Raw genomic sequence first — 25,085 nt, 5'->3', positions numbered from 1 at the left:
GTCGCGGCCGGCAGCGGGAGACGTAAGATCAGTCAACTACTCAACTCCCGCAGGCCCAGGCGGATCAGTTTCTCGGTGGGAACGCCCTCACCCTCCCGCGCCACGATGCGGGCCAGTGCCGCCGACGCCTGCGCGCTGGAATAGCCCAGATTGGTGAGCGCCGAAACGGCATCTGCAACCGTGCTCGGCGCAACGCCTTCGCCCAGTGCGGCTTGAAGGCCTAGCGTTCCAGCGTCGATGCCACCACCCTCGGGCACCTTGCCCTTGAGCTCGGTGACGAGGCGAACGGCGAGCTTCGGTCCAACCCCATTGGCACGGCCGACCATGGCCTTGTCCTGCAAGGCAATGGCGCTCGAAAGTTCGGACGGCGACAATACCGAAAGAATCGACAACGCCACGCGCGCACCGACGCCCTGTACCGTCATCAGCAGGTTGAACCAGGCTTTTTCGGCCTGGGTGGCGAACCCGTACAGCCGGATCAAATCTTCCCGCACGATGGTTTCGATGAATACGACGGTTGATTCACCGACCCGCGGCAGCGACTGCAGCGTGCGGCCCGAGCAGAAGGCCTCGTAGCAAACGCCGTTGCAATCGATCAGCACGAAATCGTCGCCGAAACTATCCACCACGCCCTTGAGCTTACCGATCATGCAATGGCCTTCAGGCGCATATTGGCGACGCGGTGATGGGCATGGCAGATGGCGACAGCAAGCGCGTCGGCAGCGTCGGCGCCCTTGAAATTAGCCGCCGGCAGCAACGTCTTGACCATCAGCTGGATCTGCGACTTGTCGGCGTGGCCAGTGCCGACCACCGATTTCTTGACCAGGTTCGTGGCATATTCCGAAACCTCGATGCTGCGCACCGCCGGCGTCAGCAACGCCACGCCGCGCGCCTGCCCCAGGATCAGCGCCGAGCGCGGCCCCGAATTGACGAAGGTTTCTTCCACGGCCGCCTCATCGGGCGCAAAGCGCTCGAGCACCTCGCCAAGACCCGCAAACAGCAGCGCAAGCCGCTCCGCCAGCGACCCCTCGATAGGCGGGGTGACTGTTCCTGCTGCGACAAAGCTCAGCCGGTTGCCCGCCGTCTCGATGACACCCCAGCCGCAGCGGCGCAGCCCGGGATCGATTCCAATGATTCGCGTTGGTGCGCTCATGCGCCTGTCCTTAAACCGAAGACTTGCAGACTACTAAGCGGTAAGTGAACAAAAAGGCAACGACCCGGTGGATAACGCATGGTTTTTCAATTTGTATCGATCTTGGCAAGACCATCTTCAACACCGCTACATACCTTCCGCCCCGGGAATGCAGGATGGACCGAAATAGCGGGGATCTTTGCGGCCACAGTGGAGAAGATCATACGCCGGAGCCAGCCATTCGCCAGCCGGCCGGAAGTGCTTCACCGCCCACCTGCCTTCAGTCCTGGGGCCTGAAGCGATCTCCCATTCGCCGGAAGGTTTCGACCGTCATGATGTCTGCTAAAACCATCATTGCCCTGCAGAGTTGGTCGAGCGTCCGGCGCTGGACGTTTTTTGGTACCGCGGCATGCGTGATCGTCGCGGTCTCCTTCAATGCCGTGTTCTTTGGCGATCTGGGTCCTGAAGCCCTGCAAAGATCGCTGATCAGCGCAACCATTCTGCCCATCCTGCTCGCGACGCCGCTGTTCTTTTACATGAGCATGCGCTTGCGCAGTCTGGCAGTCGTGAACCGGCAACTGGGCCTTGTGGCACGCACCGACAGCCTCACCTCGTGCCTCAATCGCGGCGCCTTCACCAGCAGGGTAGACCAGGCACTAACCCAGCACCCCCGCACCACCGGCGCCCTGCTGATGATCGATGCGGACAATTTCAAAGCCATCAACGATCTCTACGGGCACGACATTGGCGATGAAGCGCTCACCATGATTGCGCGCTCCATCCGCTCGGTTCTGCGCGCCGGGGATCTGGTGGGCCGCATGGGCGGCGAGGAATTCGCGGTGTTCTTGCCCGGCGTCGACGAGCAGGACGCCGCAGCAGTCGCGGAGCGCATTAGGTGCGCCGTCAATCTCGTGGACTTCGCTCCCGATGGGCGGCAGCGCCCATTGTCCGTCAGCATTGGCGGGGCGGTGTTCGAGGGGAGCGCGAGCTTCTCGCAACTGTTCCGCATTGCCGACCAGCGGCTCTATGGCGCCAAGCAGACCGGCCGCAACCGGGTGACCATCGTCCATATGGATGATCAGCCCTATGTGGAACTCAAATATAGCGCATGAAAAAAGCCGGCGCTTGAAGCACCGGCTCGATCTTGGTTCCAGCGGGGCTCTTAGGCTTCCAGCTTGGCTGCGTCTTCGTCGCTCATCTCGAAGTTCGAATAAACGTTCTGCACGTCATCGTCTTCTTCGAGGGTGGCGATCAGCTTCATCAGCGTCGCGCCTTTTTCTGCGTCGATCGGGGTATTGGTCTGCGGCTTCCAGACGGCCTTGACCGATTCGGCTTCGCCCAACACCTTCTCCAGCGCCGCGGCTACGTCCACCATCGCCTCGAACGAGGTGGTGATGTAATGGCCTTCCTCGTCGCTCTCGACATCGTCGGCGCCAGCCTCGATAGCGGCTTCCATGACCTTGTCTTCCGAGCCGGCGCTCAGCGGATAGGTGATCTCGCCGACCTTGTCGAACATGAACCCGACCGAATTGGTTTCGCCCATGGCGCCACCATTCTTGGAGAAGTATGAGCGCACATTGGATGCCGTGCGGTTGCGGTTGTCGGTCAACGTTTCGACGATGATCGCGACGCCACCGGGGCCGTAACCCTCGTAGCGGATTTCGTCATAGTTCTCGCCGTCCGAACCGATGGCCTTCTTGATGGCGCGGTCGATATTGTCCTTGGGCATGGACTGGGCGCGCGCATTGGTGACAGCAAGGCGCAGGCGCGAATTGAACGCTGGGTCGGGCATGCCCATCTTGGCCGCCACGGTGATTTCACGGGCAAGCTTGGAGAAAACCTTGGAGCGCACCGCGTCGGACTTGCCCTTGCGGTGCATGATATTCTTGGCATGTGAATGGCCGGCCATCGGTCACTCCCCCTCGTCTAAAGAATGCTGGATTGGTGGCGCGTTATAGGCAACGACGCAGCGCTTGTGAAGTCGGCGCATAACGCAGGGCGAACCAGCTTAACCCGGATCCCTGCGGTTCCAGATCTCCAGATCGATCTTGCCGCTAAGCTCGGGATAGTCGGCAGCATGAAACAGCGGTGACTTGCCCGAGCGCCGCTGCGCCGCATAATCCCTGGTGAGCTTGGCTACTGTGCCCGAAAGCAGGACGATGGCGATGAGGTTCACCGTTGCCATCAGCCCCATCGAAGCATCCGCCGCGTTGAACACCGTGGCGACACTTTCATAGGCGCCCCACACCACCATCGCCAGAACGCCCACCCGCAAGACGGTGAGCCCAGCCCGATTGCCCAACTTGAGGAAGGTCATGGCGTTCTCGGCATAGGAATAATTGCCGATGATCGAGGTAAAGGCGAAGAACAGGATGGCGATGGCAATGAAGTAGTGCCCCATGCCCCCGATATGCACGGTCATGGCCGCCTGGGTCAGCGGCGTGCCGGTGAGTTCGCTTCCCGGCACCATGACCCCTGAAAGCAGGATCATCAGACCCGTCGCCGTACAGATCAGGATGGTATCGATGAAAACGCCAAGCGCCTGAACGAAGCCTTGCGAGGATGGATGATGTGGCTGTGGCGTCGCGACGGCGGCGATATTTGGCGCAGAACCCATGCCCGCTTCATTGGAGAACAGCCCGCGCTTGACCCCGTTGAGCATGGCGCCGGCAATGCCGCCGGTGGCGGCTCCGAGTCCGAACGCTTCCCGCACGATCATGCCGAGCAGAGCCGGTACTTCCCCGATATTGATAATGACCACATAGAGCGCCACCAACAGATAGACCGCCGCCATGAAAGGCACGATGAATTCGGCCACGCGCGCAATCTGTTTGATGCCGCCAAAGATCACCACGGCCGTGACCGCGGCGAGCGCTATGCCGACCCAGAGCTTGTCGATCCCGAATGCGCCCTGGAAGGCGTCCGCAATGGAATTGGCCTGGACCGCATTGAACACCAGCCCGAAAGCCAGGATAAGGCAAACCGAAAATATCGCCCCGGCCCAAGGCGCCTTGAGCCCACGGGCAATGTAAAACGCCGGGCCACCGCGATAATCGCCGTTTTCATTCTTGATCTTGTAGAGCTGCGCGAGGGTCGATTCAGCATAGGCAGTCGCCATGCCCACCAGCGCCACGACCCACATCCAGAACAGGGCACCTGGGCCCCCAAGATACAGCGCCACGGCAACGCCGGCGAGATTGCCGGTACCAACGCGCGAGGCAAGGCTGGTGCACAGCGCCTGGAACGGGGTGATGCCCGCAGTGTCGTTCTGCTTGGACCCCAGCACCGCACGGAACATTTCGGGAAACTGGACGAACTGCACGAATCCCAGGCGGATGGTGAAGAACACTCCCACCGCCAGCAGCCCATAGATCAGCACATAGCCCCAGAAGATCTCGTTGAGAAAATTGATGACCGTGTCCATGGCGTGCCAACTCCTGACGCTTGTGCGTTCGACGGCGCTCGGATGAAGCGGGCATCAAACGCGCCCAAAGCCAGCCGACCCTGTCACCTAAGTCGCAACGCCCGAAAGGTGTTCCACCACCGCTCGGGGATTCTTGCCCAGTTTACGCTTCGCCGAAATCGGGCTCCGCCTGCGCCAGCGAGCCACCGATGCGAACCGGCAGCACTTTGCTGGTCAGCCCCGTGCGCGGATCGGTCTCGATGGCCACCCCGCACAAGGTTGCTTCTCCGTCGGCCGGGCTGAACCGGCCATTGGGAATACCCGTCAGGAACCGGTTGAGCGGCTCGTCGGCTTCCGTGCCGATGACCGAGTCGAAATCGCCACACATGCCGGCATCGGCCATCAGCGCCGTACCGCCGCGCAGGATACGCTGGTCGGCTGTAGGAATGTGCGTGTGCGTGCCCACCACAAGGCTAACCTTGCCATCCAGGAAATGCCCCATGGCCTGGATTTCAGAAGTGGCTTCGGTGTGAAAATCCACGATGATCGCGTCGGCCTGCTCGCCCAGCGGACAGGCGGCAACGGCTGCTTCTACTGCCCTGAACGGATCATCCATCGGCGGCATGAACACACGGCCCAGCGCGTTGATTACCAGCACGCGATAGCCGCCGCGGCTTTCGACGAACATGGCGCCACGCCCCGGCGTTCCCGGCGGCATGTTGATGGGGCGCACCAGGCTGGTTTCGCGCTCAATGAAAGAAATGGTTTCACGCTGGTCGAACGCGTGATCGCCCAGCGTCACTACATCGGCGCCGGCATTGCGGATGGCGTTGAAATGCGGTTCGGTCAAACCCTTGCCGTGACTGGCATTTTCGCCGTTCACCACCACGAAATCAAAGCCGTAGCGCTCGATGATACCCGGCAGGCGTTCGGTGACAGCGTCCCGTCCCGAGCGGCCCATGACGTCGCCCAAAAACAACAGCCTCATGCGACAGCGCCGAAATGGCGGACACCGGCTTCGGTAATCACGGCATCGAGGGGCACGTCATGGGGTTCGCGCGGGATCAAAGGCAGTTCCTGTACGGCAAAGGCAAGGCCAATCAGTTTGGGCTTCTTGTTGAGCGAAACGAGCGTGCGGTCATAATAGCCCCCGCCATACCCAAGCCGCGTCCCGACGCGGTCGAACCCCAGAAGCGGGATCAGGATAACGTCCGGCTCGGCTCGTGGTGCCAGGGCAGATGGAGCCAGCGTACCGAACCCAGCTTCATAAAGCGCCGTGCCCTGCTCCCACAAACGCATGTCCAGCGGCTCTTCGTCGTCTAATACAGCGGGCAGCACCACCTTGATGTTGGCATCCATGAGCCGGACCAGGATAGGCTGGCAGTCGAGTTCGTCGCGAATGCCCCAATAGGCAGCGACAACATCCTCTGTCCGGGGGGCGAGCGTTTCGAAAAACAGTTGTGCGACAGAGGCGGCGGCCTCGGCGCGCTCGCTCTGCGATAAAGCAGCGCGGGCAGCGTGGGCATCGATGCGCAAGACGGCTTTGGCTTCCTCGATTGTCTCGTCCACCATGCCGCGCCGCATTCTCCCAATAATCAGGTGCCGCCCTGGCCGTGGGATGACGATCCCGGGAACCTACTTACGTAGGTGGGCGCCGTGTGTCCGAACCCACGGGTCCGGTCAGGGACAGCTCCCTAGAGATCGATTAAGGCCCCGGGGATATTGGTATCCTCACGCGCCGGGCAGCAGGGGTAATATAGGGCGTTTGGGGAGCCGTGCAAAGGGGAAGCTAGAGCAGATCGAACCAATTTTGCAGGCCATGCAGTACACGGAGCACCAGGACGTCTTGATCTTGAACGATGTATACTACGTGGTGTGCACCACATGGCATAATGCGCACCCTGCTCTGCGACGCCTCTCGTTCCGCTGCAAGTTCGGGATGGGCAGCAAGCGTTTCGAACATGTCGAGCATGCTGGCAATGTACGCTCGAGCATGAGTTAAGCCGAAGTTCAGTATGCCTTGTTCGGCAATGTGCTGCATGTCGAGGGCCGCAGCTTCGGCAACTTGCCAAGCCATGTTAAGCCGACTTCCGCTTATCAACAGCAGCCTTGGCCCGAGCCATAATCCTCTCAAGCAACTCTTCTCGCCCCAAATCCGCTATCCCACTTGCGAGGGCGTCATCTACCATCTGCTGTAGATTTTCACGCGCCTCTGCCCGCTCCTGATCCTTGCGGACCAGATCGCGCACATAGTCGCTGCTATTGCCGTATCGCCCGGTTTTGACTTGCTCCTCGACCCATTCTTTCATTTGATCGGGCAGCGAGACATTCATGGTAGCCATGGCAGAACTCCTTTGACGCGAGATAATACACTTTTGGCAAACTTTGCCAACACCGCCCGCGCCATTGCGGGGAAGCTTGTTGCCATGAGGGACGGCTAGCTTGCTGCGCGGACACATGAAATGGCTAATCGCCCTGATGGCGCTGGTGCTGCTCTGGCCCCTGCATTTGCAGGCCGCGGAAGAGGACGAAGCGACCACCACCTGCCATCCGCTCGGCACGGAGAAAATCTGCATCAGCGAGATCAATTACACGGCAGACGTCTGCGCTGCGATCGAGACTTACGCCAAACATTTCAGCCTGCCCGAGGGTTTTCTCGCCCGCCTGATCTGGCAGGAGAGCCGCTTCGATCCACGTGCGATCAGCCCGGTTGGGGCGCAGGGCATTGCCCAGTTCATGCCGGGCACCGCCAGGCTGCGCGCCTTGCGCGACCCGTTCGATCCGGCAGAGGCCCTGGCAAAATCAGCGGAATATCTGCGGTTCCTGGAACAGAAATTCGGCAATCTGGGTCTGGCTGCGGCCGCCTATAATGGCGGTGAAGGCCGCATCTCGCGCTTTCTCACGGGCGGCGGGGTGGCCGGCGAAACCCGGGCCTATGTTTCGATTATCACCGGGCGCCCGGTTGATTCGTGGCTGGGGGAAACCATCGAGCCCGCCGACTATGCGCTCAGCCCCGAGCGGCCTTTCCAGGACGCCTGCATCGAGATGGCCAAGGCCGTACCCATGCCAAGTTTCGGTCCAAAAGCTGGCGAATGGCAGCCCTGGGGCGTGCTTCTGGCGCAGAATTTCTCACAGGACATCGCCCGCGCCGCGTTCGTGCGGGCGCAGTCGCGCTTCCCTGATCTATTGGAGAGCAAGGACCTGTTGCTGATCACCACCCGCAATCTGAGCCTGGGAACCCGCACCCGCTATTCCGCGCAGATCGGCTTTCCCGAACGCAAGGCCGCGCAGGAGTTCTGCACCAAGCTGCAGGCACAAGGCGGCAATTGCATCGTGCAGAAAAACGGCGACTAATTGTGCGGTAGCGGCGCGGTATCGTCCAGCATGCCCGCCACGCTCTCGAGCGTCTGGGCCGCATTGTTGAGCTTTTCGGCGAATTTGGATTCCAGCGTTTCGATCTCGGCAGCCACTTCCTGGCCGGCCCGCGTCAGGACCAGAACTTCCTGTTCCAGTTCCTTGATCCGGCGCTCGGCCTCCGCCAATTCGTCCACCACCGCGATGCCCGCCATCACCGTCAGGCGATTGTCACCGATTTCGCCGACCGCGCCCTTGAGCGCCTCGACCTGGGTGTTGAACCGCTCGGCCAGCCCGATCAGATGCTTCTGCTGACCTTCTTCGCAGGCCATGCGATATTTGCGGCCATTGATCTCGACATTGACTTCGGGCACGTCAGCTCTCCGCTTTCGCCAAAACTTCGCGCACGGTTTCCATCGCCTCGACGAGGCGGCGCGACACATCATGGGCACTGTCATCAAGCCGCTTGGCGCGCGCCGCGGTCTTGTCCAGCTCGGTTGCGAGCCGCGCCCGTTCATGCACGAGGCGCTGGGTGTCCACCTCCATGCGATTAAGCTGGCGCATGCGGTTGGAAAGGCTCTTCACACTGCGGTCGAGGCTCGCCATTGCAGAATCGAACCGCGCCTGCGCGGCAACCAGACGGTCCTGGGGTTCCATCTCACTCATGGCTTGTGCGATCCTTCGCGGCCGTCAATTCAGCGCCAACAGGGTGCCCCAGCCACCGGGCTAATGCAACCTGCTGTCATTGACAGGCAATCCGAACCTGTTATGCCTCGAACCCGCCTTTGGGAGGAGGCTTTGCGAGCCTCTTCTCCCCAGATTTCCAGCCGAAGAAAGCGCACCCGATGACCAACACAGCTGAGCAAAACGATTTGGCCAATGCGATCCGGTCCCTCTCCATGGACGCGGTCGAAAAAGCCAATTCTGGTCACCCGGGCTTGCCCATGGGCTGCGCCGATATCGCAACCGTGCTGTTCACCAAGGTGATGAAGTTCGATCCCGCCGACAGCAAATGGGCTGACCGCGACCGCTTCGTGCTTTCGGCTGGCCACGGCTCGATGCTACTCTATTCCTCGCTCTACCTGCTGGGCTACAAGGACATGACCATCGACGAGGTCAAGAACTTCCGCCAGCTTGGCTCCAGGACCGCGGGCCATCCCGAATATAGCCACGCCGAAGGCATCGAGACCACCACGGGCCCGCTCGGCCAGGGCGTCGGCAATGCCGTGGGCATGGCGATCGCCGAAGCCAAGCTTGCAGCCGAGTTCGGCTCCGACGTGGTTGACCACCATACCTGGTGCCTGGCTGGCGACGGGTGCCTGATGGAAGGCATCTCCCAGGAAGCCATTGCCCTCGCCGGTCACCTCAAGCTCAACAAGCTGACGCTGATCTGGGACAACAATTCCATCACCATCGATGGCGCCGTTTCCAATTCCGACTCGACCGACCAGATCGCCCGCTTCAAGGCCAGCGGCTGGAACACGGTGGAAATCGACGGCCACGACCAGGCCGCCGTCGAAAAGGCGCTGCTCGACAGCAAGAATTCCGACAAGCCCACGCTGATCGCCGCCAAGACCACGATCGGCTTCGGCGCGCCCAAGAAGGCTGGCACCGAAAAGGTGCACGGCGCCCCGCTCGGGGCCGAGGAACTGGCTGGCGCCAAGGCCGCTCTGGGCATCACCTATCCGGCATTCGAGATCCCGACAGCAACGTTGGACGCCTGGCGCGCAGCCGGCACCCGCTCGCAGAACGTGCGTGGCGAATGGCAATCACGCCTGGCAGCCAATCCGAACCGCGCCGAGTTCGAGCGCCGCATGGCGGGCACGCTGCCCTCCGATTTCGCTGCTGCCATGGATGCGCATAAAAAGAAGCTGACCGAAGAAAAGCCGAAGATCGCTTCGCGCAAGGCTTCGCAGCTGGCGCTTGAAGTCATCACCAAGGTCGTGCCCGAGGCGCTGGCCGGTTCTGCCGACCTGACGCACTCCAACCTGACCAACACGCCCGACACCAAGCCTTTCACCGCCACCGACCGTTCCGGCCGCTACATGATGTACGGCATCCGCGAACACGGCATGGCCGCCGTGATGAACGGCGTGGCGCTGCATGGCGGGCTGATCCCCTATGGCGGCACCTTCATGGTCTTCACCGACTATGCCCGCCCCTCGATCCGCCTTTCGGCCCTGATGGGCCAGCGCGTGATCTATGTGATGACCCATGATTCGATCGGTCTTGGCGAAGACGGCCCGACCCACCAGCCGGTGGAGCATCTGTCCGCACTGCGCGCCATTCCGAACCTGCTGGTGTTCCGCCCTGCCGACGCGGTGGAAACCGCCGAATGCTGGCAGATCGCCATGGAAACGGCCGATCACCCGTCGATCCTGGCCCTGTCACGCCAAAACCTGCCGACCGTGCGGACCGAATACACATCGGAAAACAAGTCGGCCAAGGGTGCCTATACCCTGGTGGGTGATGCCAATGCCGATGCGATCATCTTCGCCACTGGCTCGGAAGTCGCCATCGCCGTCGAGGCGCACAAGCAACTGACCGAGCAGGGTGTTTCGGCTCGCGTCGTCTCGGTTCCTTCCATGGAGCTGTTCGCCAAGCAGCCTGACGCCTACAAGGCCGAAGTGCTGGGTTCGGCCAAGGCGCGCGTCGCCATCGAAGCCGGTATCGAGATGAGCTGGAACAAGCTCCTTGGCGATAAGGGCCGCTTTGTCGGCATGAAATCCTTCGGCGCTTCGGGCCCCATCGACGACCTCTATGCCCACTTTGGGATTACGGCGAAGGCCGTTGTTGAAGCCGTCACCGCACAGTTGTAAGAGAGCGCAAGCCCTCCCCTCCTAACCTCCCAAGGAGCCTTCCATGGCAGTCCGCGTCGCCATCAATGGTTTTGGTCGCATTGGCCGTAACGTCCTGCGTGCCATCATCGAATCCGGCCGCACCGATATCGAGGTCGTGGCCATCAACGATCTTGGCCCGGTCGAAACCAATGCCCATCTGTTCCGCTTCGACAGCGTGCACGGCCGCTTCAACGGCACCGTGACGGTTGATGGCGACACCATCGATGTGGGTCGCGGCCCCATCAAGGTGACGGCGGTGCGCAACCCCGAAGAATTGCCGCATGGCGAAATGGGCGTCGACATCGCGCTCGAATGCACCGGCATCTTCACCTCCAAGGAGAAGGCTTCGGCGCACCTCAAGGCCGGCGCCAAGAAGGTCATCATCTCCGCCCCCGGCGAGGGCGCGGACATGACGGTGGTCTACGGCATCAACCATCAGCAGTTGGGCAAGGATCACGTCGTGATCTCGAACGCCTCCTGCACCACCAATTGCCTGGCGCCGCTTGCCTATGTGCTGCACAAGGAATTCGGAATCGAAAAGGGAATGATGACCACCATCCATTCCTACACCGGTGACCAGCCCACGCTCGACACCATGCACAAGGATCTTTATCGCGGCCGCGCAGCAGCGCTGTCGCAGATCCCGACCTCGACCGGCGCTGCCAAGGCCATTGGCCTGGTACTGCCCGAACTCAAGGGCAAGCTGGACGGCATCTCGATCCGCGTGCCCACGCCGAACGTGTCCTGCGTCGATTTCAAGTTCATCTCCAAGCGCAACGTCACCGCCCAGGAAATCAACGACGCCGTCCGCAAGTACGCCGATGGCGAACTCAAGGGCGTGCTGGGCTATACCGAGCATCCGAACGTCTCGATCGATTTCAACCACGATCCGCATTCCTGCACATTTGCACTGGACCAGACCAAGGTGATGGACGGCAATTTCGTGTCGGTCCTGAGCTGGTACGACAACGAATGGGGCTTCTCCAACCGCATGGCCGATACGGCTGTGGCACTCGGCAAGACGCTTTAAGCGGCTGGAGCATGACCGGTGGTGGAGGTGGGATGCATCCTATCCTCCGGGCGGCACCTCCCCCTTGACGGGGGAGGCTGGGAGAGGGTGGCGGTCGGCCCCAATATCGGGGCCTATCATCCCCACCCTTGATCCCTCCCCGCAAGGGGGAGGGTGTCGACTGAAACGGCGGCGCAAAGCGTCTGGCGTCGGTTGAGAAACCGTGGCAGGTCCTCGACGTTACGATCAAGATAGGTGAAGTGGGATCGCCCGCTATGTCGTTGAACCGGTCCATTCGCTGGCGCGGCATTGATCCCACCAGCATCGAGCATTGCCACATCATCTCGACCGATCGCGACACCCGGATTCGCGGCACGATCATCACTCCCGATTATGGCCTCCAATACCGTATCAAGCTCGACGACCGCGAGCATGTCCGCACCGTCAAGCTCGAGCGTACCGATGGCGCCGTGCTGGAACTCTTCTCCGATGGCGCCGGCAACTGGTCCGATGATCGCGCCGAACCGCTGCCCGCGCTAGCCAATTGCGTCGACATCGATATCTGGCCCACGCCGCTGACCAATTCGCTGCCGCTGTGGCGCTGCCAATGGGCGGAGGAACAGCCGCAACGCTTTGCCATGGCCTGGATCGACGCCGACGAAATGGCTGTCGCGCGCAGCGAGCAAATCTATACGCGGATCGATCAAACCCATTTCCGCTTCCAGAGCGCCGATTTCGAGCGCATCCTGGAAGTGGACGCCGATATGATCGAGCTGAACTATCCCGGTCTGTTCGAACGGATCGCCTGAGCCCTTCCCCCTCGGTGCCCTGTCTGCTACGCCACGGCCAAACATTGATCCCCCGGGAGGCTCCTTCGATGACCGCGACTTTCAAGACGCTTGACGAACTCGACCTGGCCAACAAGCGCGTGCTGCTGCGGGCCGATCTCAACGTTCCGGTTGCGGACGGCAAGGTCACCGACGCCACCCGCATCGAGCGGCTGGTGCCCACCATCCGCGAAATCGTCAAGAAGGACGGCAAGGCGATCCTGCTGTCCCATTTCGGGCGCCCCAAGGGCAAGGTCGACGCCGAGTTTTCCCTTGAACAGGTCTGCGAAGCCGTCGCCAACGCCACTGGCCATCCGGTCGGCTTCGTCGCAACGGACTGGACCGAAATGTCCGATGCGCAAAAGGCCATCGAATCAGCCCCCGCCGGCTCCGTGCTGATCCTCGAAAACACCCGCTTCCACCCCGGTGAGGAAGCCAATGATCCAGAACTGGCCAAGCGCATGGCAAGCCTGGGCGATGTTTATGTCAACGACGCCTTTTCCGCCGCCCATCGCGCCCATGCCTCGACCGAGGCGCTGGCCCGCCTGCTGCCGGCAGCTGCCGGCCTTGCCATGCAGGCCGAACTCGAGGCGCTTGAAGCCGGCCTGGGCAAGCCGAAAAAACCGGTGGTCGCCATTGTCGGCGGTGCCAAGGTCTCCTCCAAGATCGATTTGCTGGAAAACCTCGTGACCAAGGTCGACGCGCTGGTGATCGGCGGCGGCATGGCCAATACATTTCTTCATGCCCAGGGCTATGGCGTGGGCAAATCGCTGGCCGAAAAGGACCTCGCCGAAACCGCCCTGCGCATCATGGACAAGGCCATCGACAGCGGCTGCGCCATCATCCTGCCCATCGATGCGGTTGTCGCCTGGCACTTCAAGGCCGACACGCCCACCCGCCTCTACGGCGTGGACGCCATCGACAAGGACGGCATGATCCTCGATATCGGCCCATCCTCGATCGAGCGCATCCAGGGCGCCATCGACGATGCAAACACCGTGGTCTGGAACGGCCCCATGGGCGCATTCGAGATGAACCCGTTCGACGCCGGCACCGTCGCCATCGCCAAGCACGCCGCCAAGCGCACCCACGACGGCAAGCTGGTCTCGGTTGCCGGTGGCGGCGACACCGTCGCCGCGCTCGCCCATGCCGGCGTGAAGGACGCCTTCACCTATGTCTCGACCGCCGGCGGCGCGTTCCTCGAATGGATGGAAGGCAAGCCCCTGCCTGGTGTCGAGGCGCTCAAGAAGTAGCGCGGGATTTTACGTACACCGGAATCAACGAACTGAATGGCGAGATGGTCATAACGATCATCTTTGCCCCTTTGGGTTCGGAGGCCATTGCGATCGTGTCGATGCGCCGTGCAAGCCGGAAGGAGCGGGCGATATATGCGAAAATTGCGTGAATTGATCGATGCTGAAGAGGCCGAGATCCAGCGCCAGATTGCAAGCGACCCTGATGCGCCCGAGGCCACTGAAGCCCAATTGAAAACCGGGCGTCCATTTGCCGAAGCGTTGCCAGGGCTGGCAGAGGCGATCAAGCGGTCGCGGGGCAGGCCTCGTGTGGAAGCACCAAAGGAGGCGGTTACACTACGTGTGGCGCCCGAAACTCTCGCCAAGTTCAAGGCCAGAGGTCCCGACTGGCGAGCGCGCATGAGCGAGGTTCTGGAGAAAGCCAAGCTCTAGAGCTTGTCAGGTTTAATACACCGCAAGCAAAGAAGCCCGGCAGACCTCATGGTGAGCCTGTCGAACCACGGGATCGGGCGAGTGGAGGCTTGGTGCCACGCCCTCGTCCTTCGACAGGCTCAGGATGAGGTCTACTGCGGGACGCGCGCTAGTTTGGTTCCACCTTGGCCTTCCATACAAGATCAGCCTTTCGTCTAATAACCACAGGTCTAATCGCGGGGGCGCTAACGAAAGTCTAATCTGCCGGGCAACACCCTTTGGAGGCAGATCCATGACGAAGTCGCTCAACGCCATTGCTCAGAAACTGATGGAACCCGGCAAGGGGATCCTCGCGGCCGACGAATCCGAAGGCACCATCGCCAAGCGTTTTGCCAAGATCAACCTGCCCAATTCGCTCGACCTGCGCCGCGACTATCGCGAAATGCTGTTCCGCTCCACCCAGGCGATGCAGAGCTACATTTCCGGCGTCATCCTGACCGAAGAAACCCTGGAGCAGTCGGCAGCGGACGGCACCTCGTTCCGCGCCATCCTGGCCGATGCCGACGTCATTCCGGGGATCAAGGTCGATCGCGGCGCTTTCCCCATGCCAGGCGACTCCGGCGAAAAAATTACCGAGGGTCTCGATGGCCTGCGCCAACGGCTAGAGCGCTATGCCAGCCTGGGTGCCGGCTTTGCCAAATGGCGTGCCGTGATCACCATCAACGACGTGGCCCCCACGCGCAACAATATCCGCGCCAATGCCCATGCCCTGGCCCGCTACGCCATCCTCTGCCAGGAAGCCGGCATTGTGCCGGTGGTGGAACCCGAAGTCGTCGGCGATGGCGATCCGGGCAACCATTCCATGGAACGCTGCGCCTCCGTCACCGGCGACGTGCTTGAGAACACCTTCAAGGAACTGCGCCTTGCCGGCGTCGATCTCGGCGGCATGCTGCTCAAGCCAAACATGGTGCTGCCCGGCGTCAATTCGCGCGAACGTCCATCCTTCGAGGAAGTCGCCAAGCGCACCGTCGAAGTGCTGCGCGAGCATGTCCCGGCCGCCGTTCCCGGCATCGCGTTCCTCTCTGGCGGACAGACCGACGAGGAAGCCACTGCCCACCTTTCGGCCATGAACCAGATCCCCAACAAGCCCTGGCCGCTGACCTTCTCCTATGGCCGCGCCCTGCAGAACGTGGCGCTGCGCACCTGGGCCGGTCGCCGCGAGAATTTCCCGGCTGCACAGGCAGCCTTCACCCACCGCGCCCATATGAATTCCCTCGCGGCGCTGGGCGAGTGGACCGGCGAGGTCGACCGCGCCGCCTAGAACATCGCGTAAACACAGCTGAATGGCGCGCCCTCGACCTGGGAGCGCGCTTTTTCTTTGCGCCACACCATAAGGACCCGCTATTGCAACAGGCGTCCTCTTTGTCGCCAAAATGGGACGACACAAGAGCCCACGCGTCGCGATCGTCCGGAAGTCCATGGCACCCCAGCTTTATCTGATTACCCCCGCCAATCCCGATCCAGCCAGTTTTCCGGCAGTGCTGATGGCCGTGCTCAACGCCGCCGAAGTGTCGGCCCTGTTGGTGCGTCGTGGCAACGCCGATGAGGCCGGCTACGCCAAGCGCGCGCGGGAAATCATCAATGTCGGACAGGGCGCCGGCTGCGCCGTGCTGCTGGAAGATGACGCAACGCTGGCCAAGCGCCTCGGTGCCGACGGCGTGCACATCACCCGGGGCCCTGAAGCCGTGCAAGACGCGATAATGGCGTTGAAACCCAGCTTCATTGTTGGCGCAGGAACGGCCGCCACCCGCCACGACGCCATGACCATGGGCGAAATGGAGGTCGATTACGTGTTCTTTGGTCCGCTCGAAGACGCAACCGATCCGATCGCAAGCGATCTGGCCGAATGGTGGGCCGCAACCTTCGAAATCCCCGCCGTCCTGAGCGACCCTTCCGCCACGCCGGAACAGGTGAACAGCCGCGGCGCCGAATTCATCGCGCTCTCGACGAGCATCTGGTCGGCCGCCGATCCCGCCAAGGCAATGCGCGCCATTGCCGACGCGCTTAGGGAACGCGCATGATCGCGCGCCTCCTGCCCTGGCTGACGCTGCCATTCCTCGTGCTGCCAACCCTGGCGCAAGAGGCTCCCATTCCTGCCGGCCCGCGTCCGGCGCCAAGACCTGCGGCTGATGCCCCGGCAGCGGAGGCGCCGACCCCCGACGCGCCTGCCGAACAAGCCGGTCCAGCGCCAGAGGGCGACAGCCCCGCCGAAGCGATCAGTTCGGAGATTTTCGGGCCGCAAGTGCCCCCCGATTACGCCTTTGGTGCGTTCCAGCGCGGCTATTTCCTGACGGCGCTTGAATACGCCCTCCCCCGTGCCGAACAGGGCGACGCTGCCGCCCAGACCCTGATCGCCGAAATCTACGCCAAGGGCCTCGGCATTGCGCAAAACGCTGAACGCGCCGCCGGATGGTACAAGCTTGCCTCCGACAATGGCGACCGCCTCGCGACCTTCGCGCTGGCGCTTTATTACCAGGACGGTATCGGCGTTCCCAAGGACCGGGCGAAAGCGGCCGAACTGTTCAAGAAGGCGGCTGATGCCGGCTATATCCCGGCCAAGTACAACATGGCGCTGCTGCATGTGGAAGGCATCTATGCCTCTCCCAGCCTGACGGACGCTGCGGCCCTGATGAAGGAAGCCGCCGACGCCGAACTGCCCGAAGCGCAATATGACTATGGCACCATGCTGATCGAAGGCGCCGGCCTTCCGCCCGATCCCGAGGGCGGCGCCCGCTACATTGCCCTTGCAGCCGAGCAAGGGCTGGTCCCCGCCCAGATCGATTACGCCACCATGCTGTATCTGGGTCAGGGCATCGAAAAGAACATCGAGCAGGCCGCCAGCTGGTACGAGCGCGCTGCCGAGGCCGGCAATGCCGTGGCGCAAAACCGCTATGCCAAGCTCCTGGCCGTGGGCGAAGGGGTTCCTCTCGATCTCGAGGAAGCTGCCATGTGGCGTTCCCTCTCGCGGCGGCAAGGGCTGTCGGACCCGGCGCTGGACCGTCTCCTGGTATCGATCCCGCCGGAAAGCCTGGATGCGGCCGAAGAACGCGCTCGCTTCTGGCCATCCGAGCCACCGAGGCCCGAAAACAACGAGACCACCCTGCAGCCCCCCACGGCCACACCACCCGAAGCTGGCCCGGCGGCCCTGCCCACGCCCACCGACACGGACCAGGCACCGGCAGCGGCGCCTGCTGAGGGCCCGGTCGCGCCGGAAGCCCCTTGAACCGGCAGGCATTCTGGGGCAATAAGCCCGCCACACGATTTTTTCGCGGCAAGGTCTGTTTTCCGGTCTCGTGGTGCGCCTGACGAACCACAAGATCGGGCGGCCACCAAGCCACGGCCTCATCCTTCCACCAGGCTCGGGATAAGGTCTGCTCCAGCATCCAGCCGCCGTTAACGAAAGCAGCACGCATGGCCAAGATCAACGGCAACGAAATCCGCCCCGGTTTCGTCATCAACCACCAGGACCGCCTCTGGGTGGCCGTCAAGGTCGATCACGTCAAGCCCGGCAAGGGCGGCGCCTACGCCCAGGTCGAACTCAAGGCCATTCTTGGCGGCACCAAGCTCAACGAGCGCTTCCGCTCGGCCGAAACCGTTGAACAGGTGGAACTCGAATTCCGCGATTTCACCTATCTGTACGAGCAGGGCGACAATCTCGTCTTCATGAACCAGGAAAACTACGAGCAGGTCGAACTGCCCAAGGAGTTCGTCGGCGAACGCGCCGCGTTCCTGCAGGATGGCATGAAGATCACCCTCGAAATGCACGAGGACACGCCGCTGGGCATTCGCTTCCCGGCCAACGTGGTCCTCGAAGTGACCGAAGCTGATCCTGTCACCAAGGGCCAGACGGCCTCCAACCAGTTCAAGCCGGCAATTCTCGCCAATGGCCTGCGCGTCATGGTGCCGCCCTTCATCGCCACCGGCGAACGCATCGTCGTCGATACCACCGAAGCCACTTACATGCGCCGGGCTGACTGATCATGGCACGTTCTGCACTCCTCAATGTCATGGTCAACGCCGCCATCAAGGCCGGAAAATCGCTGACCAAGGATTTCGCTGAAGTCGAAAACCTGCAGGTATCCCGCAAGGGTCCCGCCGATTTCGTCTCCAAGGCCGATCTGCGCGCCGAGCAGATCGTCTTCACCGAGCTGCAAAAGGCACGCCCCACCTATGCCTTCCTGATGGAAGAAGGTGGCGAAGTCGCCGGCACCGATGGCCAGCACCGCTGGATCGTCGACCCGCTCGATGGCACCACCAACTTCCTCCATTCGATCCCGCTGTTCGCCGTGGCGATCGCCCTTGAACGCGCCAACGAGATCGTCGCCTCCGTCATCTACAACCCCGTGCTCGACGAGCTCTACACCGCCGAAAAGGGCGGCGGCACCTGGCTCAACGACCGTCGCCGCCTGCGCGTGGCCGGTCGCCGCACCCTGTCGGACGCCGTGGTCAGCACTGGCGTCAAGACGCAGGGCACGGCCAATGACGGCCTGCAGCTGCGCCAATTGGCCCACATCAACCCCGCCGTCGCCGGCATCCGCCGTTCCGGCTCCATCTCCATGGACATGGCCTGGCTCGCCGCTGGCCGCTTCGATGCCTTGTGGGAAGCCGGACTGGCACCCTGGGACGTCGCCCCGGGCCTGCTCGCCGTCAAGGAAGCCGGCGGCTTCGTCTCCGACTTTTCCGGCGCCTCGGGTTCGGTATGGAACGGCCAGATCGTGGCCGGCAACGAGACGCTCCAGGCAGCCCTGCTCAAGGAATTGCGTCCGATCAACTGATCGCAGTTCGTCAGGGAGCTACATTGTGTTGCGTCATGGCCAAAGGCGGCCATGATGTTGCCTTCGGCTGCCCATCCGTTAACCTTTAGGATTGTCTTGGTGAGGCGCTCTGACTAGTCTGCGCCTAGTGATTTGGCGTTCGGGGCAAGGTTTTAGGCAGATGACGCAAGGCTACGATCCCTATCACCTCGCCAGCCCCATGGTCTACCTCGTCAAGATCGTGATTTTTCTGGTGCTGGTGGGGCTGGTTGGGGCCATTCTGTTCAGCACCATCGTCACGTTTTTCTGGGCAAACCCGTTCATCAACTCGATGATCTTTTTTGCCCTGTTCGTCGGCATTTTCCTCAGTTTCCGGCAGGTGATCCGCCTCTTTCCCGAGGTGAAATGGGTCAACTCCCTGCAGGACGGCAACGCCTCCAATGTGCGCCCGCCCATCCTGCTGGCGCCCGTCGCGGGCCTGTTGCGCGAACGGATCGGGGAAGCGGTCATCACCCCCTCTTCCATGCGCTCGATCCTTGATTCCGTCGGCAACCGGCTCGACGAAGCCAAGGATACCTCGCGCTACCTTACCGGCCTCCTCGTTTTCCTCGGCCTCATGGGCACCTTCTACGGTCTGCTGGAAACCGTGACCTCCGTTGCGGGCGTCATCAACACGCTCGATGTTGCGGATGGCGACACCGCCTCCCAATTCGCCAGCCTGCGCGAAGGCCTCGCCGCTCCGCTGGCCGGCATGGGCACGGCCTTCTCGTCCTCACTGTTCGGCCTCGCCGGCTCGCTCGTCCTGGGCTTCCTCGACCTGCAGACCAGCCAGGCCCAGAACGCCTTTTATACCGACCTCGAAGACTGGATGACCTCCATGACCGAGCTCGACCACCCCGTTTCCGCGATGCAGGCCAATGCCGGCGGCCCGGACATGCAGGCCATGTTCGACAAGCTCGGCAATTCCATGCAGAACCAGAACTCGAGCCAGAACGCTATCCGCGCCATGGCCGAACTGGCGCGCGGCATCGATGGCCTCGTCAAGCACATGCGCACCGAGCAGGACGATCTGCGCCGCTATATCGACGAGCAGGGCGAGACCAACAAGAAGTTGCGCGAACTGATCGAGGCCGTGCTCAGCCAGGCCGACACCGAGCGGCGGAACTAGCCAATGCCGGGAGCCCGTTCCAGGCGGCGCGTCGAGGCCAATTACTGGCCGGGGTTCGTCGACGCCCTCTCGAGCCTGCTGCTCGTCATCATCTTCATGCTGTCGCTATTCATGCTGACCCAGTTTTTCCTGGGCCAGGAAATCCAGGGCCGCGACACCGCGCTCGCCCGCCTCAACAGCCAGATCGCCGAACTCACCGAATCCCTGCAACTCGAACGCAGCAATGCCGAAGACCTCAACACGCAAATCGCGCAGCTGACGGCAACCCTTGGCAGCGCCCAGTCGGAGAACGCCGATCTGAGCTCGCAACTCGCGGGGATTGGTGCAGGCATCGAGGGCAAGGACGAAGCCATTGCCGGACTGCAAGGCGACCTCCTGGAGGCCCAGGAACTCTCGGACGAAGCCAACGCCCAGGTCGCGCTGCTCAACCAGCAACTCGCGGCCCTGCGCACCCAGATCGGCGCGCTTGAAACCGCGCTCGAAGCCTCCGAAGCCCGCGACAGCCAATCGCGCACCCAGATCGCCGATCTCGGCCGCCGCCTCAACGTGGCGCTCGCCCAGCGCGTGCAGGACCTCTCCCGCTATCGCTCGGATTTCTTCGGCCGCCTGCGCGAAATCCTCGAAGGCCGCGCCGATGTGCGCGTCGTCGGCGACCGTTTCGTGTTCCAGTCCGAGGTGCTGTTCGATCCCGGCCAGGCCGATATCCAACAGGCAGGCCTGCCCGATCTGGACGCCCTGGCCGACGCCATCCTGCAGCTGGAAGACGAAATTCCGCCCGATATCAATTGGGTGCTGCGCATCGACGGCCACACCGATAGCCGCCCGATCAGCAACGAACGCTTCCCCTCCAACTGGGAACTGTCAGCCGCCCGCGCCATCTCCGTCGCGCAATACCTGGTCAGCAGAGGCGTCTCGCCCAACCGCCTGGTAGCCGCCGGCTTCGGCGAATTCACCCCCATCGACCCTGGCACCACCGAAGAAGCCTACCGCCGGAACAGGCGCATCGAGTTCAAGCTGACCGAGGGTTAACTCAGGTGGGGTGGACCGCCATCGACCTTGTGTCCTTGGCCCCCACGTCCCCACCACTGAGCTTCCCTCGGCCTTGATCCGAGGGCCTCTCGTCACACGTGCAGAGCTTGAAAGCGTGTCACACAAAATGGGATTAACGCATGAGACCTCATGGTGAGCTTGTCGAACCACGAGGTCGTGGCACCAAGCCTCCACTCGCTCGACCTCGTGGTTCGACAAGCTCACCATGAGGTCTCCTGAGATCCATAAACGCGCCGAGTAGGCTGGAGGAGGGGCACAGCCGGATGGAGCCCACCATCCATCCACACCACAACCAACCGCGAACCTACACCCCAATATCATCCAGCCGGAACTGCAACCGCGCCAATTCCGCATAGCGCCCGCCCTTGGCAACCAGCTGGTCATGCGTACCCTGGTCGATAATCCGTCCCGCATCGAGCACCAGGATCTTGTCGGCGTCCCGAATGGTGGCCAGCCGATGCGCGATCACCAGCGTCGTGCGGCCCTGCATCAGATGCTCCAGCGCCTGCTGCACCAATTGCTCGCTTTGCGCATCCAGCGCACTGGTGGCCTCGTCCAGCAACAGGATAGGCGCGTTCTTGAGTATCGCCCGCGCAATGGCCAGCCGCTGCTTCTGCCCGCCTGACAGCATCACGCCGCGCTCACCGACCAGCGTGTCATAGCCCTGCGGCAGTTCCAGCACGAAGTCATGCACCAGCGCGGCCTTCGCCGCCGCTTCCATTTCGGCCGTGCTCGCACCGGGCTTACCGAACAGGATGTTCTCGGCGATGGTACCGGCGAAAATCGTCGGTTCCTGCTCCACATAGGCGAACCGCTGCCGCAGATCCTGCAGCCGCACCTGGCGAATATCGACGCCATCCACTTTGATGGAGCCGCCCGTCACGTCGTAGAAGCGCTGCAGCAGCGAGAGGGTGGTGGATTTGCCCGAGCCGGACGCACCAACCAGCGCGACGGTTTCGCCAGACGCGACGGAGAAATTCATGTCCGTCAGCACGCGCTCGGCGCCGCCGGTATCGTAGCCAAAATAAACGTGGTCGAACGTAACTGTGCCCAGCGGCGGCCTGGGCAAGGCAACAGGATTGGCCGGGTCCTTGATGGAGGCTTCCGTATCGAGGATCTCGGTCAGCCGCTCGGTCGAGCCGGCAATGGTCTGCAACATGCCCAGTACTTCGCTGACATTGGTCAGCGCGCCGGAGGCCATCAGGGCATAGATCAGGAACTGCGCCAGCTGGCCTGCCGTCACGGTACCCTCGAACACCGCCCGCGCACCCCACCAGACGAGGAACACGATGGCCGAAGTGCCCAGGAATATGACCATGCCGACCAGCATGGAGCGCGCGCCGAGCCGCTTGATTTCGGCCTGGTAGCTATCCTCGCTGCGCGCGCCGTAGATGCCGGCCTGCACCTCTTCCTGGGTGAAGGATTTCACCGTCCGGGTCGCGCCCAGCATCTCCGTGGCCATGGCGGAAAGGTCCGCCAGCGCATCCTGGGTACGCCGGGACATGCGGCGCAAGCGCCTGGAAAATGCAATCACCGGCAGCAACAGCGCCGGCCCGATGATCACCACCGCCAGCGTCAGCACCGGGCTGGTCAGGAACATCATGATCAGCGCGCCGACAATCGTCACTATCGAGCGCAAGGCGAGCGAGAAGCTCGAGCCAACCGCCGCGCGGATCACGCCAACGTCGCCATTGAGGCGGCTGGTCAGCTCGCCCACCCGGTTGGTGTCGAAATAGCGGGCATCGAGCTGCAGCAGATGCACGAACACCGCCTGTCGCAGATCGGCCAGCACACGCTCCCCGATGACGGAGATAAAATAGAAGCGCGCGCCGGAAGCGATGGCCATGATCGCGGCAATGCCCACGATAAGCCAGCCATAGCGGCCGACATTTTCCAGGTTCTGCTCGATGAAACCCTCGTCGATCGCCCCACCCAGCATTGCTGGTATCGACAGCGAGGAGATGGCCGAGATCAAAAGGAACATCACCGTCAGGCCCAGCCGCACCGGATAGCGCAGCACGAACGGCATCAGGCGCCGCAGCGGCTGCAGCTTGCGTTTCGGCACAATGGTATTGGGGACAATTTTTTCGGGGTCGGCCTGAACCGGAACGGCCTGGTCTGTCATCGCTCGGATTTCGCCACTCGTTTAGAGGGTCCGGATCAGCCGGGCCGTGCTGCGGCCCCGATATAGAGTTTGCGGCCTTGTCGGGCAACAGCTTTGTCCGGCGTGAAATTGCCGCGCCCTTGCTCTTGCGGACCGCCCCACCTTTCTGTATGAAGCGGCCAACACCAGTTTTAGATGCTCTCCGGGCGCTGCGGCGCCCGTTTGATTTGAGGCGATACCGATGAAGGCTGATACTCATCCGGACTACCACTTGATCAATGTGGTTATGACCGACGGCACCAAATACCAGACCTATTCGACCTACGGCAAGGAGGGCGACACCCTCCAGCTCGACATCGATCCCAAGACCCATCCCGCCTGGACCGGCGGCACGGGCCAGCTGCTGGATCGCGGCGGCCGCGTCTCGCGCTTCAAGGAGCGCTTCAAGGGCCTCGGCATCTAAGCCGATCCTCTTGCGAGTTTTGAAAAGCCCGGCCTCGTGCCGGGTTTTTTGTTGCGCGCGATCGGGTGAGAGTAGCCCTCATGGTGAGCTTGTCGAACCACGGGTCGAGCGAGTGGAGGTTGGGGGGCCACGACCTCGTCCTTCGACAGGCTCAGGATGAGGTCTGCTGCAAGAATTCCATTTGTGCGCTGCCCTCAAGCCCGCCCGAACGCCGCCTTGAGTCGCGCCAGCTGATCGGCAATTCCATTGGCCACGCCCGCATCCAGCACTGGCATCTTGCCACGCTCCAGCGCATCAAACTGCATCACCCGATCAAACAGCCTGTCGCCCTTGTCGATATGATCGCGCAGCGCCTGCGGCAATTGCTCGTACCCCGGCCCGCCCCGCTCGGAAGGGGTCGCGGAGAACTGCACCTTTTCCTTCTCGGAACGGGCATTTTCCTTGGAAATCTCGCCTTCATTGACCGCCCGCTGCAGCAGCAGCCAGGAGGCCAGCTGCATCAGCCGCGTCGTCAGGCGCATGGATTCGGTGGCGTAGACAAATGACGCTTCGCGGCTGAGGATGCGGCTTTCAGCGCGTCCGTCCCCATCGAGGTAGGAGGCCACTTCCTCGATCAGGGCCATGCCCTCGCGATAGAGCAGGTCGAATCCGCCCGAGGCCACGATGCGTGGGCCAATGGCGATTGCCGCTCCAGTCTGGTTCATATCTGTCAAAAGCCGCTGCTCCTTACCTTGCTGAAAGGGTAGGCCCAAATCGGTCCATCGTCATCACCACGCTTTGATCTACCTAAAAAGAGCTTTAAGATCAGGGCGATACGATGGCGCCAATCGCTGCAGACAAAAAAAGAGCGGTAAAAACCGCTCTCGAAGTTAACAGGGAGGCGTCAAACAGAGGGAGAAATCGCTCTGCCAAATCCAGAACAATCTGAATAATGAGAGATTAGCGCCAACTCATTAATTGCCGGTTAAGAGGACTCGATTTCTTAACCCTGCGCGCATGGACGATATTGACTCGGCCGCCGCCCACCAACCCGCTCAAAACTTGAAAATCGACTCCGCCGCCTTGCGCGTCTGGCCTCGTGCGTCGATCGCCGCCCGCAGGCGCTTGATTTCGCCCTCGAGCAGTCCGATGCGCTGCTCCAGCTCTTCCACCGACATGGTATCGAGCATCATGCCGACTTCATGGGCCGTGGGCTTCTTGAATGTTTCTTCGTCCATGTGAGCCTTCTCCGCCAATCTGCCACCAACCTAGCCTGAT

The 25,085-nt window shown here is 62.2% G+C and carries 28 protein-coding genes and 1 other RNA gene; 15 read left to right on the top strand and 14 right to left on the bottom strand.

The window, feature by feature from the left end; translation table 11 throughout:
* Positions 1–32: 32 nt before the first annotated feature.
* Together ruvA and ruvC are read right to left on the bottom strand one after the other, a co-directional pair.
* Positions 33–650 carry a Holliday junction branch migration protein RuvA gene (gene ruvA / locus C8264_RS03375; RefSeq protein WP_108459559.1) on the bottom strand — a complete coding sequence of 206 codons (618 nt, stop codon included), beginning with the start codon at positions 648–650 and terminating at the stop codon, positions 33–35.
* Positions 647–1,153: a crossover junction endodeoxyribonuclease RuvC gene (gene ruvC / locus C8264_RS03370; RefSeq protein ID WP_108459558.1), complete on the bottom strand. Its 507-nt coding sequence runs from the start codon at positions 1,151–1,153 to the stop codon at positions 647–649. Before ruvC ends, ruvA begins: the two co-directional genes overlap by 4 nt.
* Positions 1,154–1,464: 311 nt before the next feature.
* On the opposite strand from ruvC, the gene C8264_RS03365 reads away from it, so the two are divergent.
* Complete coding sequence (locus C8264_RS03365; RefSeq protein ID WP_162783435.1) at positions 1,465–2,244, top strand: GGDEF domain-containing protein; 780 nt, start codon at positions 1,465–1,467, stop codon at positions 2,242–2,244.
* Positions 2,245–2,294: 50 nt separating this feature from the next.
* On the opposite strand, the gene C8264_RS03360 is transcribed toward C8264_RS03365, so the two are convergent.
* The 7 genes from C8264_RS03360 to C8264_RS03330 all read right to left on the bottom strand — a co-directional run bounded on the left by C8264_RS03360 (position 2,295) and on the right by C8264_RS03330 (position 6,877).
* On the bottom strand, positions 2,295–3,041 hold the full coding sequence (locus tag C8264_RS03360; protein WP_108459556.1) for a YebC/PmpR family DNA-binding transcriptional regulator: 747 nt from the start codon (positions 3,039–3,041) through the stop codon (positions 2,295–2,297).
* A gap of 99 nt (positions 3,042–3,140) precedes the next feature.
* Positions 3,141–4,556 (bottom strand): alanine/glycine:cation symporter family protein, encoded by a 1,416-nt coding sequence (locus C8264_RS03355; RefSeq protein WP_108459555.1) that lies wholly within the window; start codon positions 4,554–4,556, stop codon positions 3,141–3,143.
* Between the two features lie 142 nt (positions 4,557–4,698).
* Positions 4,699–5,523, bottom strand: coding sequence for a TIGR00282 family metallophosphoesterase (locus tag C8264_RS03350; protein ID WP_108459554.1), 825 nt, complete (start codon positions 5,521–5,523; stop codon positions 4,699–4,701).
* A complete protein-coding gene (locus tag C8264_RS03345; protein ID WP_108459553.1) occupies positions 5,520–6,107 on the bottom strand; it encodes a 5-formyltetrahydrofolate cyclo-ligase in 588 nt (195 codons plus the stop codon). The genes C8264_RS03350 and C8264_RS03345 overlap by 4 nt, the downstream gene beginning before the upstream one ends.
* Positions 6,108–6,130: 23 nt before the next feature.
* Positions 6,131–6,287, bottom strand: a non-coding RNA gene (ssrS, locus tag C8264_RS03340) — 6S RNA.
* A gap of 37 nt (positions 6,288–6,324) precedes the next feature.
* Positions 6,325–6,612, bottom strand: coding sequence for a type II toxin-antitoxin system RelE/ParE family toxin (locus tag C8264_RS03335; RefSeq protein WP_108459552.1), 288 nt, complete (start codon positions 6,610–6,612; stop codon positions 6,325–6,327).
* Between the two features lies 1 nt (position 6,613).
* The gene (locus C8264_RS03330) at positions 6,614–6,877 is read right to left on the bottom strand and encodes a type II toxin-antitoxin system ParD family antitoxin (RefSeq protein WP_108459551.1); all 264 of its coding nucleotides are present in this window, start codon (positions 6,875–6,877) and stop codon (positions 6,614–6,616) included.
* Positions 6,878–6,992: 115 nt separating this feature from the next.
* On the opposite strand from C8264_RS03330, the gene C8264_RS03325 reads away from it, so the two are divergent.
* Positions 6,993–7,889, top strand: coding sequence for a lytic transglycosylase domain-containing protein (locus tag C8264_RS03325; protein WP_108459550.1), 897 nt, complete (start codon positions 6,993–6,995; stop codon positions 7,887–7,889).
* Here C8264_RS03325 and C8264_RS03320 read toward each other — a convergent pair.
* Together C8264_RS03320 and C8264_RS03315 are read right to left on the bottom strand one after the other, a co-directional pair.
* Positions 7,886–8,263, bottom strand: coding sequence for a cell division protein ZapA (locus tag C8264_RS03320; RefSeq protein ID WP_108459549.1), 378 nt, complete (start codon positions 8,261–8,263; stop codon positions 7,886–7,888). The two genes, C8264_RS03325 and C8264_RS03320, sit on opposite strands and share 4 nt — an antisense overlap.
* A 1-nt stretch (position 8,264) precedes the next feature.
* Positions 8,265–8,555 (bottom strand): DUF4164 family protein, encoded by a 291-nt coding sequence (locus C8264_RS03315; protein WP_108459548.1) that lies wholly within the window; start codon positions 8,553–8,555, stop codon positions 8,265–8,267.
* Between the two features lie 179 nt (positions 8,556–8,734).
* Here C8264_RS03315 and tkt point away from each other — a divergent pair, with 179 nt between their 5' ends.
* The 12 genes from tkt to C8264_RS03255 all read left to right on the top strand — a co-directional run bounded on the left by tkt (position 8,735) and on the right by C8264_RS03255 (position 21,240).
* Positions 8,735–10,708: a transketolase gene (tkt, locus tag C8264_RS03310; RefSeq protein ID WP_108459547.1), complete on the top strand. Its 1,974-nt coding sequence runs from the start codon at positions 8,735–8,737 to the stop codon at positions 10,706–10,708.
* A 43-nt stretch (positions 10,709–10,751) separates the two neighbouring features.
* Entirely contained in the window at positions 10,752–11,759 is a 1,008-nt protein-coding gene (gene gap, locus C8264_RS03305; protein WP_108459546.1) for a type I glyceraldehyde-3-phosphate dehydrogenase, read from the top strand.
* A gap of 254 nt (positions 11,760–12,013) precedes the next feature.
* Positions 12,014–12,547 (top strand): putative glycolipid-binding domain-containing protein, encoded by a 534-nt coding sequence (locus C8264_RS03300; RefSeq protein WP_108459545.1) that lies wholly within the window; start codon positions 12,014–12,016, stop codon positions 12,545–12,547.
* Positions 12,548–12,615: 68 nt separating this feature from the next.
* Positions 12,616–13,818: a phosphoglycerate kinase gene (locus C8264_RS03295; protein WP_108459544.1), complete on the top strand. Its 1,203-nt coding sequence runs from the start codon at positions 12,616–12,618 to the stop codon at positions 13,816–13,818.
* 135 nt (positions 13,819–13,953) lie between these two features.
* Positions 13,954–14,250 carry a BrnA antitoxin family protein gene (locus C8264_RS03290; protein WP_108459543.1) on the top strand — a complete coding sequence of 99 codons (297 nt, stop codon included), beginning with the start codon at positions 13,954–13,956 and terminating at the stop codon, positions 14,248–14,250.
* Between the two features lie 271 nt (positions 14,251–14,521).
* Positions 14,522–15,550, top strand: a complete 1,029-nt coding sequence (locus C8264_RS03285; RefSeq protein WP_108459542.1) for a class I fructose-bisphosphate aldolase — start codon at positions 14,522–14,524, stop codon at positions 15,548–15,550.
* 157 nt (positions 15,551–15,707) lie between these two features.
* Entirely contained in the window at positions 15,708–16,310 is a 603-nt protein-coding gene (locus C8264_RS03280; protein ID WP_162783434.1) for a thiamine phosphate synthase, read from the top strand.
* Entirely contained in the window at positions 16,307–17,512 is a 1,206-nt protein-coding gene (locus C8264_RS03275) for a tetratricopeptide repeat protein (RefSeq protein ID WP_108459540.1), read from the top strand. The genes C8264_RS03280 and C8264_RS03275 overlap by 4 nt, the downstream gene beginning before the upstream one ends.
* Positions 17,513–17,700: 188 nt before the next feature.
* Positions 17,701–18,267 carry an elongation factor P gene (efp, locus tag C8264_RS03270; RefSeq protein ID WP_108459539.1) on the top strand — a complete coding sequence of 189 codons (567 nt, stop codon included), beginning with the start codon at positions 17,701–17,703 and terminating at the stop codon, positions 18,265–18,267.
* Positions 18,268–18,269: 2 nt separating this feature from the next.
* On the top strand, positions 18,270–19,064 hold the full coding sequence (locus tag C8264_RS03265; RefSeq protein ID WP_108459538.1) for an inositol monophosphatase family protein: 795 nt from the start codon (positions 18,270–18,272) through the stop codon (positions 19,062–19,064).
* A 160-nt stretch (positions 19,065–19,224) separates the two neighbouring features.
* Positions 19,225–20,211: a flagellar motor protein MotA gene (locus C8264_RS03260; RefSeq protein ID WP_108459537.1), complete on the top strand. Its 987-nt coding sequence runs from the start codon at positions 19,225–19,227 to the stop codon at positions 20,209–20,211.
* A gap of 3 nt (positions 20,212–20,214) precedes the next feature.
* Complete coding sequence (locus C8264_RS03255; RefSeq protein ID WP_108459536.1) at positions 20,215–21,240, top strand: peptidoglycan -binding protein; 1,026 nt, start codon at positions 20,215–20,217, stop codon at positions 21,238–21,240.
* A gap of 325 nt (positions 21,241–21,565) precedes the next feature.
* On the opposite strand, the gene C8264_RS03250 is transcribed toward C8264_RS03255, so the two are convergent.
* Positions 21,566–23,386: an ABC transporter transmembrane domain-containing protein gene (locus tag C8264_RS03250; RefSeq protein ID WP_108459535.1), complete on the bottom strand. Its 1,821-nt coding sequence runs from the start codon at positions 23,384–23,386 to the stop codon at positions 21,566–21,568.
* A gap of 220 nt (positions 23,387–23,606) precedes the next feature.
* Between C8264_RS03250 and rpmE the strand changes: the two genes are divergently transcribed.
* A complete protein-coding gene (rpmE, locus tag C8264_RS03245) occupies positions 23,607–23,828 on the top strand; it encodes a 50S ribosomal protein L31 (protein WP_108397929.1) in 222 nt (73 codons plus the stop codon).
* A gap of 194 nt (positions 23,829–24,022) precedes the next feature.
* Here the strand turns inward: rpmE and rcdA are convergent, their stop codons facing one another.
* Positions 24,023–24,532 carry a protease adaptor protein RcdA gene (rcdA, locus tag C8264_RS03240; RefSeq protein WP_108459534.1) on the bottom strand — a complete coding sequence of 170 codons (510 nt, stop codon included), beginning with the start codon at positions 24,530–24,532 and terminating at the stop codon, positions 24,023–24,025.
* Between the two features lie 330 nt (positions 24,533–24,862).
* Entirely contained in the window at positions 24,863–25,045 is a 183-nt protein-coding gene (locus C8264_RS03235; RefSeq protein ID WP_108459533.1) for a DUF1192 domain-containing protein, read from the bottom strand.
* Positions 25,046–25,085 lie beyond the last annotated feature (40 nt).

Origin of the sequence: Devosia naphthalenivorans (genome assembly GCF_003056355.1) — a bacterium.
GTDB lineage: Bacteria > Pseudomonadota > Alphaproteobacteria > Rhizobiales > Devosiaceae > Devosia > Devosia naphthalenivorans.
Note: the sequence above shows the minus strand (reverse complement) of the source record. Positions and strands in the feature narration are given on the sequence as shown.